This window comes from Collimonas fungivorans (assembly GCF_028292705.1).
In the GTDB taxonomy this organism is placed as follows: domain Bacteria; phylum Pseudomonadota; class Gammaproteobacteria; order Burkholderiales; family Burkholderiaceae_D; genus Collimonas; species Collimonas fungivorans_B.
The window spans coordinates 1-7,485 of sequence record NZ_JAQGLV010000391.1; the positions used below are offsets into that span (position 1 = coordinate 1).

Annotated in this window: 9 protein-coding genes and 1 pseudogene; all 10 read left to right on the plus strand. The window is 61.0% G+C overall.

Translation table 11 applies throughout. The annotated features are described in order from the left end of the window. Positions 1 to 291, plus strand: a 291-nt coding sequence (locus tag JWQ61_RS21195) for a serine O-acetyltransferase (RefSeq protein ID WP_369684912.1), incomplete at its 5' end; no start/stop codon positions are given. Positions 292 to 328: 37 nt separating this feature from the next. Beyond that, on the plus strand, positions 329 to 1,246 hold the full coding sequence (locus JWQ61_RS21200) for a family 2A encapsulin nanocompartment shell protein (protein ID WP_014006010.1): 918 nt from the start codon (positions 329 to 331) through the stop codon (positions 1,244 to 1,246). Next, positions 1,233 to 2,933: a family 2A encapsulin nanocompartment cargo protein cysteine desulfurase gene (locus JWQ61_RS21205; RefSeq protein WP_304362263.1), complete on the plus strand. Its 1,701-nt coding sequence runs from the start codon at positions 1,233 to 1,235 to the stop codon at positions 2,931 to 2,933. Before JWQ61_RS21200 ends, JWQ61_RS21205 begins: the two co-directional genes overlap by 14 nt. Positions 2,934 to 3,505: 572 nt before the next feature. Further along, complete coding sequence (locus JWQ61_RS21210; RefSeq protein WP_304362264.1) at positions 3,506 to 3,922, plus strand: hypothetical protein; 417 nt, start codon at positions 3,506 to 3,508, stop codon at positions 3,920 to 3,922. Positions 3,923 to 4,012: 90 nt separating this feature from the next. After that, positions 4,013 to 4,390 (plus strand): hypothetical protein, encoded by a 378-nt coding sequence (locus JWQ61_RS21215; RefSeq protein WP_304362265.1) that lies wholly within the window; start codon positions 4,013 to 4,015, stop codon positions 4,388 to 4,390. Between the two features lie 33 nt (positions 4,391 to 4,423). Further along, the gene (locus tag JWQ61_RS21220; RefSeq protein WP_304362266.1) at positions 4,424 to 5,038 is read left to right on the plus strand and encodes a hypothetical protein; all 615 of its coding nucleotides are present in this window, start codon (positions 4,424 to 4,426) and stop codon (positions 5,036 to 5,038) included. A 22-nt stretch (positions 5,039 to 5,060) separates the two neighbouring features. Next, positions 5,061 to 5,957, plus strand: coding sequence for a hypothetical protein (locus JWQ61_RS21225; protein WP_304362267.1), 897 nt, complete (start codon positions 5,061 to 5,063; stop codon positions 5,955 to 5,957). 2 nt (positions 5,958 to 5,959) lie between these two features. After that, the gene (locus tag JWQ61_RS21230) at positions 5,960 to 6,571 is read left to right on the plus strand and encodes a DUF4255 domain-containing protein (protein WP_304362268.1); all 612 of its coding nucleotides are present in this window, start codon (positions 5,960 to 5,962) and stop codon (positions 6,569 to 6,571) included. Next, entirely contained in the window at positions 6,568 to 7,143 is a 576-nt protein-coding gene (locus JWQ61_RS21235) for a carboxypeptidase regulatory-like domain-containing protein (RefSeq protein WP_304362269.1), read from the plus strand. Before JWQ61_RS21230 ends, JWQ61_RS21235 begins: the two co-directional genes overlap by 4 nt. 19 nt (positions 7,144 to 7,162) lie before the next feature. Next, positions 7,163 to 7,485: pseudogene (locus JWQ61_RS21240) on the plus strand (phage tail sheath family protein); the annotation flags it as partial.

Consider the following 7,485-nt stretch of genomic DNA (forward strand, 5'->3'; position numbering starts at 1 on the left):
CACGGCACCGGCGTGGTGATCGGCGAAACCACCATCATCGGCCAGCGGGTGCGCCTGTACCAGGCCGTGACGCTGGGCGCCAAGCGCTTTCCCGCCGATCAGGACGGCGCCCTGATCAAGGGCAACGAACGCCATCCTATCGTCGAAGACGACGTCGTCATCTATGCCGGCGCCACCGTCCTCGGCCGCGTCACCATCGGCAAGGGATCGACCATAGGCGGCAATGTCTGGCTGACCCGCAGCGTGCCGCCCGGCAGCAACATTTCGCAGGCGCAGATGCGCGACGACTGAATCTCCACCCCTCAACCTTCGATCACAGGAAATGTAAATGGCCAGCAAACCAGAAGTGAATACCGCCCTTGGCGACGTAGCAGCACGCCAGCTGGCGATTGCGACGCGCACCGTACCGCAGATGTCGTCCATCACGCCGCGCTGGCTGACCCACCTGCTGCAATGGGTGCCGGTGGAATCCGGCATCTATCGCCTGAACAAGGTGAAAGACGCCTCCAGCGTCGAGGTTGACTGTTCCGGCCGCGACGAGCGCGAGCTGCCGCAGACCTTCGTCGACTACATCGAGAACCCGCGCGAATACATGCTGAGCGCGGTCAATACGGTGCTCGACGTGCATACCCGGGTGTCCGACCTGTACAGCAAACCGTATAACCAGATCGCCGAGCAGTTGCGCCTGATCATAGAAACCATCAAGGAACGCCAGGAAAGCGAACTGATCAACAACAAGGAATACGGGCTGCTGCACAGCATTGTCGCCTCGCAGCGGATCAAGACCCGCAGCGGCGCGCCGACGCCCGACGACCTCGACGAGCTGCTGGTCAAGGTATGGAAAGAACCCGGTTTTTTCCTCGCCCATCCGGTGACGATCGCTGCCTTCGGCCGTGAATGTACGCGGCGCGGCGTGCCGCCGCCGACGGTATCGCTGTTCGGCTCGCAATTCATCACCTGGCGCGGCGTGCCGCTGATCCCCAGCGACAAGATCCTGATCGAGAAGGGCAAGTCGAAGATTATCCTGATCCGCACCGGCGAGAGCCGCCAGGGCGTGGTCGGCCTGTACCAGCCGGACCTGCCGGGCGAACAGAGCCCGGGCCTGTCGGTGCGTTTCATGGGCATCAACCACAAGGCGATCGCTTCCTACCTTGTCTCGCTATACTGCTCGCTGGCGGTGCTGACCGACGACGCCATCGCCGTCCTCGAAGACGTGGAAGTGGGCAAGTACCATGAGTACAAGTGATTTCTCCGGAAACGGCTTGCCCGACGTTGCGGCATTGGCGCAGCTGGCGAACCAGTTTTTCACGGCATTGCCATCGGCTAGCCAGGGTCAGGCCGGCAGCGGCCTGCCGGCTGGTTTGTCGCATCTCAACACGGCGCCGCCAAGCGTTCCGGGCGGCGGCCTGGGTTTTTCTCCCGGGGGAAGCGCGAACGCAGCGTCGGGCGTGCCGGCTTCGCTGACCGGCGACCTGCCGCTGAGCGGCGCTTCGCCGGCGGCGTTCGGTCTGCCCGGCGAAGCCGAGCTGAAAGCGCTGCTGGCGACGCCGGCAAGCAGCCAGTCACAGCCACCGGCGACAGCGGCCAGCCCAGGCAGCGGCTCCGCATATTATTTCCTCGACTTCGCCAAGCCATATCCCGCCGGCCTCAAGGTTCCCGGCCTGGCGACCGACAGCCTGCATGCCGGCAGCGTGCCGGCGGCGCGGGCGCCGTTTGACATCAACCTGGTGCGGCGCGATTTCCCGATCCTGCAGGAGCGCGTCAACGGCAAACAGCTGGTCTGGCTGGACAACGCGGCGACAACCCACAAACCGCAATCGGTGATCGACCGCCTGGCGTATTTCTATGCGCACGAAAATTCGAATATCCATCGCGCCGCCCACGAATTGGCGGCGCGCGCCACCGATGCTTACGAAGGCGCGCGCGAGAAAGTGCGCGGTTTCCTCAACGCCCGTTCGGCCAACGAATGCGTGTTCGTGCGCGGCACCACCGAAGCCATCAACCTGGTGGCGCAAAGCTGGGGCAGGGCGAACATCGGGCGCGACGATGAAATCATCGTCAGCCATCTGGAACACCACGCCAACATCGTGCCGTGGCAGATGCTGTGCGCGGAAAAGGGTGCTCGCCTGCGCGTGATCCCGGTAGACGACGACGGCCAGCTGCAGCTGGAGGAATATGCCAAGCTGCTGGGGCCGAAGACCAAGCTGGTAGCGTTTACCCAGATTTCCAACGCCCTCGGCACCGTCACCCCGGCCAGGCAGATCATCGAGATGGCGCACAGCGCCGGCGCCAAGGTCCTGCTGGACGGCGCGCAGTCGGTATCTCATCTGCGCGCCGACGTGCAGGCGCTGGATTGCGACTGGTTCGTGTTTTCCGGCCACAAGGTATTTGCACCGACCGGCATCGGCGTGTTGTACGGCAAGGAAGCGCTGCTGAACGAGATGCCGCCATGGCAAGGCGGCGGCAACATGATCCGCGACGTTACTTTCGAATCGACCCAGTACCACGATGCTCCCGGACGTTTCGAAGCCGGCACCGGGAACATCGCCGATGCGGTCGGCCTGGGGGCTGCTATCGATTACGTCAATCGGATAGGCATCGAGAATATCGGCGCCTACGAGCATCAGCTGCTGCTGTATGCGACGCACCGGCTCAAGGAGATTCCCGGCCTGCGGCTGATCGGCACGGCGCCGGACAAGGCCGCGGTGCTGTCTTTTGTGCTGGAAGGTTATAAGACCGAAGAAGTCGGCGCGGCGCTGAACCGGGAAGGCATCGCGGTGCGCTCGGGTCACCATTGCGCGCAGCCGATCCTGCGGCGGTTCGGGCTGGAAAGTACGGTGCGTCCTTCGCTGGCCTTTTATAACAACTGCGCCGACGTCGACGCACTGATCGCTGCGCTGGCGCACTTGAAAGGCGGCCGCAGCAGTTTCTGATAACACTCGATTGTTTCACCCGCGGCCGGCAAGGGGAGTTCCTTGCCGGCTTTTATTTTTTCGAGAACGTTAGCGCAGAAGCCGGTTACGTCAGTAATCCGTCGCTAAAAACAACAGCTGCATCGGCATGCCAGGGCCGGGCCAAAGATAAAAACGCAGGCTGTCAATCTTGACAGGTTATGGAACCTTATCCGCCGCCGCATTTCCAATTTCCGCAAAGTGCTGCACAGATCCGTTCGGCGCCATGCGCGCCGCTTCTTTCCAATCGCTCCCCGCGAAATTGCATGTCCGCCGAAATCTGCGCGGCTACCAAAATTCCCTTCATTCGAAAATTTAAAAAACAAAAAAGATCAACGTACCATCAAAAATTTTGCTTAGAACCTGTCACTTTTGATAGGTTGCTTTGTGGAAATGGAGTGCGTATTGTCGATAAGCAATAGAAGAAAATCCCTCACCAAAAACAGGCTATTGCTTCGGTGATTTGTCGTTCATTCGCGACGAATAATCGAGGGCATGAACTTGCCCGAGGGCGGATGATGTCGACCAATTCTCTTTAGAAAGGTTTTTCAATCATGAGCGAAACTGTCTATCAACAAGTTCAACTGCAAATCACCAATGCCCAGGCCGGCCAGAATATCTGGATCGACTTGCAGAAAGTGAACGAACCGGTGGCTTGGAGCACCGGCCCGGCTTTCGACGGTTCAGGCGGCATCAATATCACGGTGCCTGGCTCCAGCAGCGCCTTGCCGCTGAATTCCTTCATCATCACCGCCTCTTCGGTAAAAGTGTCGACCGTTTCTTCCGGCGGCGGCGGTGGCGGCGGCGCCTTGTCTTTCAATGTCACGCTGTATCTGGTGGCGCAGCCGGGCATCCAGAATTTCAGCCTGCGCTCGCTGTCCGATCCTGGCGTGACGGTGCAAGCCCAGGTTGGCTTTGCCCAACCGCAAGCGGTCAACCAGACCTTCTCGCAATTTCCTTGGGGTAAATAACAACCCTGACGTTCCCGATGGTCCGCAGTATCGCTGCGCGGCCGGATTCCGCATGGATGCGGAGTCCGGCCGACTTAGAGGAGATTGGCTATGGAATTCACCATTGCATTCAGTTTCACCACGCAGAACGATGCCGACACGCTGTCGGCGCAGCTCACCATCACCGACAACAACGAGATTTCGCTGGAGAGCAACCAGCCAGTCCAGATCAGTCCGGTCTGGAGCGCCACGCCCCCGTTGACGGCTGTCAGCTTCGGGCAAAAATCGCTGGCGCTGACAGCAGCGCCAAACACCAGCAGCAGCCCGCAGTCGATCAAGGTCACGCTGCCGATCAAGGCGGTGGGCACCAGCCTGTCCGGCAAGTTCGAGTCGGCCGGCGTCATTGTCAATGCGCAATACCAGTTTCTCGGCTACTCGAATTCCGGCCGCATCGCGGTAGGCAACTTCACGATCCCGTTTCCAAACTGATTTCCGACCGATGTGCAACTGATGGCGGCCGCTATGGATGCTAAAGAGAAAAACAATATCAAGGATACGGTAGCGCCAGGCGCCGGCCCGTCGAACCCCAAGCCGGCGCCTGGGCCGGCACCCGCGGCTGCACCTCCGCCTGCGCCGCTCCTGAGCGCGGCCCAGATGATCAGCAACGACCGCAAGACGCTGCCCGAGCAGGCGCGCCAGTACCTCGGCGCGCATCTGCTTGCCAATCCCAGCCATGCGCTGAATGAACAGCTCTTTCGCAGCTGCCATTCATTCAAGCCGATCACGCTGACCTTCACCAACCTGCGCGCCAACAGCAAGGCGTTCCTGTCGCTGCAACCCGGCCAGGATGCCATCTGGAGCGACGGCGGCGAAAGCGAAAGGCTGGTCGGCCTGAGTTTTTCCAGCCGCGTCGATCCTGTCATCTATGTACGCAATTTCCTGATCAACGCGCGTGAAATGTACCTGCAGACCTACAAGGACTGCAATGAAATACAGGTCAACCTGTACCTCCGCACCAACCAGCAGGGCGTCAAGGGCAAGGTAGATCTGCCGCCCGGCGCCAGCGTGACCCTGCAGTCGAGCAACGACCGCAGCACCGTCATTGGCCTGAGTTCTTTTGCCATCGACCTGGAATGATACATACCTGTGAAAGGCCGTCATGATTACTGCACTGCCAGTTGAACCGATTGAGCCTGCCGCGGCCACCGTGCCTGATGCGGCAGTATCCATTCCAGAATCGCTCCCTTTGCTGCCGGTGGTATTGCAATTCCAGAATGTCGCCGCCAACTCGAACCTCAACTTTACCTTCACTACCGCCGGCGCGTACTGGTCGCTAGGCGCTATGTCCGGCGACAGCCTGGGTTTTTCGTATAACGTCACGCCGCAAAGCGCTGAAAGCGAATCGTGCATCCAGCAGATCGAATTCAACAATGCGGTGCTATCGATACGCACCGGGGAAATAGACCAGGCCAGCAGCGGCTTTACCTTGACGCTGTTCCTGCAGGTGCGCCCGGGCGTCGACTACCTGCAAGGATATTGCACGCTCAACAACGAGGCTGTGGTCACTGCAAGGATCGGCGCCCAAAGCCCGGTGCAATGGCGTAACGGCCGCATCAGCGCGGTGCTGGTCGGTTCGGAAAACATTTACCGCAACATCAGCTTCACCGTCCGGGGCGCCTATGTCGGCAACAAGATCGACCTGATCCTGACCACCAAGAAGGGCCTGGGCAAGGTCAGCTGGTCGCTGGGGCCGCCATTTGCGGAGGCCAGCGGGGTCCAGCTGGCCAGCATGCTGGGCACGATTCCGCTGGCGTCCATGTCGTACGGGGTCAACACGCTCTCGTTCATCACCTCGATGATGGCCGACGATAGCGCGAGCAGGAGCGCCGGCAATTCGCTGGAGTTTTACCTGAACGCTTATATCGTCTACGCCGCCAGCGACCTGAACTATGTTTACCTGAGGACTACCTGCAACAGCGACATCATGGTATATGCCCAGATCGGCAACCGCCAGCCGCAGATCGTCAGCCAGTCCGACACTGTGTTTACCCTGTAGCGATGAGCCAGCCAAACAGCGATGGCGGACAGGTCCTGCGCAGCGTCAGCGAATCCTTGCGCCGGCTGATCCGCCATCATATTCCCGAGCTGCAGGCCGAATCGGCGGTAGTGTTCGATTCGCCGGGCGAGATCGACAGCCAGGATGAAACCAGGCTGTCGCTCTACCTGTACCAGACCGAACTCAATCCCTACCTGCGCAACCTGGCGCCCAGCCTGACCCGCCAGCCTGGGGCCGAGCGGCGGCCGAGCGCGCTGACGCTGACGCCGAGTCCGCTGGTGGTGGACCTGCTGTACCTGATGGTGCCTTACGCCAGGTCGGCCGAACTGGAACTGGTGCTGGTGGACCAGCTGGTGCGGCTGTTCCATGACGTCGCCCAGCTGTCCGGCGAATGGCTGGATCCGGTGCTGAAGCGGAGCGGCAACGACAACATCGCCATCGTGCCGGATTCTGGTTCGATCGATACCTTGCGCAATATCTGGGCCGGTTTTCCCAACAAGACTTACAAGCTGACCAAGCTGTACACGCTGTCGCCGGTGCGGATTCCATCTGGCCTGGACCTGCAGGCGGACATGGTGACCCAGGCCGATCCGGCCTACCTGGAACTGCCATGAAGCTGAGCGCCGTAGTGCAACTGATCGACGGCTTCAGCCAGGCGCCTGCGGTCGGATTCCAGCCGCGTTTCCTGCTGAACCAGAAGCCGTTCATGCCGCTCGCCAAGCCGCAGGCGTTTTATGCGTTCAGCGACCTCGACGACGGCGATTACCGGCTTACCGCGCTGGCGCCGCAGTTCTTTGCGCAAGAGGTGGCGTTCCAGGTGCCGCTGCGCTTGCCGCTGGCTGCCGCTATCGTTCCCTGTTACCTGGCGCCCAGTCCGCTGTATCCCTATCCGCCGGGGACCACGCTGATCCGCGGCCAGGTGCTGCAGGCCGGCACCAGGCTGCCGCTGGCCGGCGTCAGCGTCAGCGCCAGTTATCCGAACTGGCAGGGGAAACCCAAGAGCGCCGCCACGCTGAGTTCGGATTACGGCAAGTACGACGGCCGCTATGCGCTGGCCCTGGGCGGCAAGCTGGCCCCGGACACGCAGGTAGTGCTGAGCTTTAGCAAGGCTGGTTATGCAAGCGTAGAAAAGCAGTTGCTGCTGCAACCCGCAACCACGCAGTTTGTGGACATTGAAATGCGTTAATTGTTAAGAAGGAATTATCTTGGCAACCACCTATCGTCACCCCGGCATTTACATCGAAGAAGTGCCGAGCGCCCGCAACATCCAGGGCGCATCGACCTCGACCGCAGCCTTCGTCGGCGTCACCGAGTTCGGCCCGCTCGCGCAGCCGACCCTGATCACCAGCTGGAACGCCTACCAGCGCCAGTTCGGCGGACTGGTCTGGTACGGCATGGTGTCGTGGGCAGTGTTCGAATTCTTCAACGAGGGCGGCACCGCCTGCTACGTGGTGCGCGCCGTGGACAGCAAAGGCAACGGCAAGGCGGCTACCGGATCGGCCAGCGGCATCAAGATGACCGCGGTCAC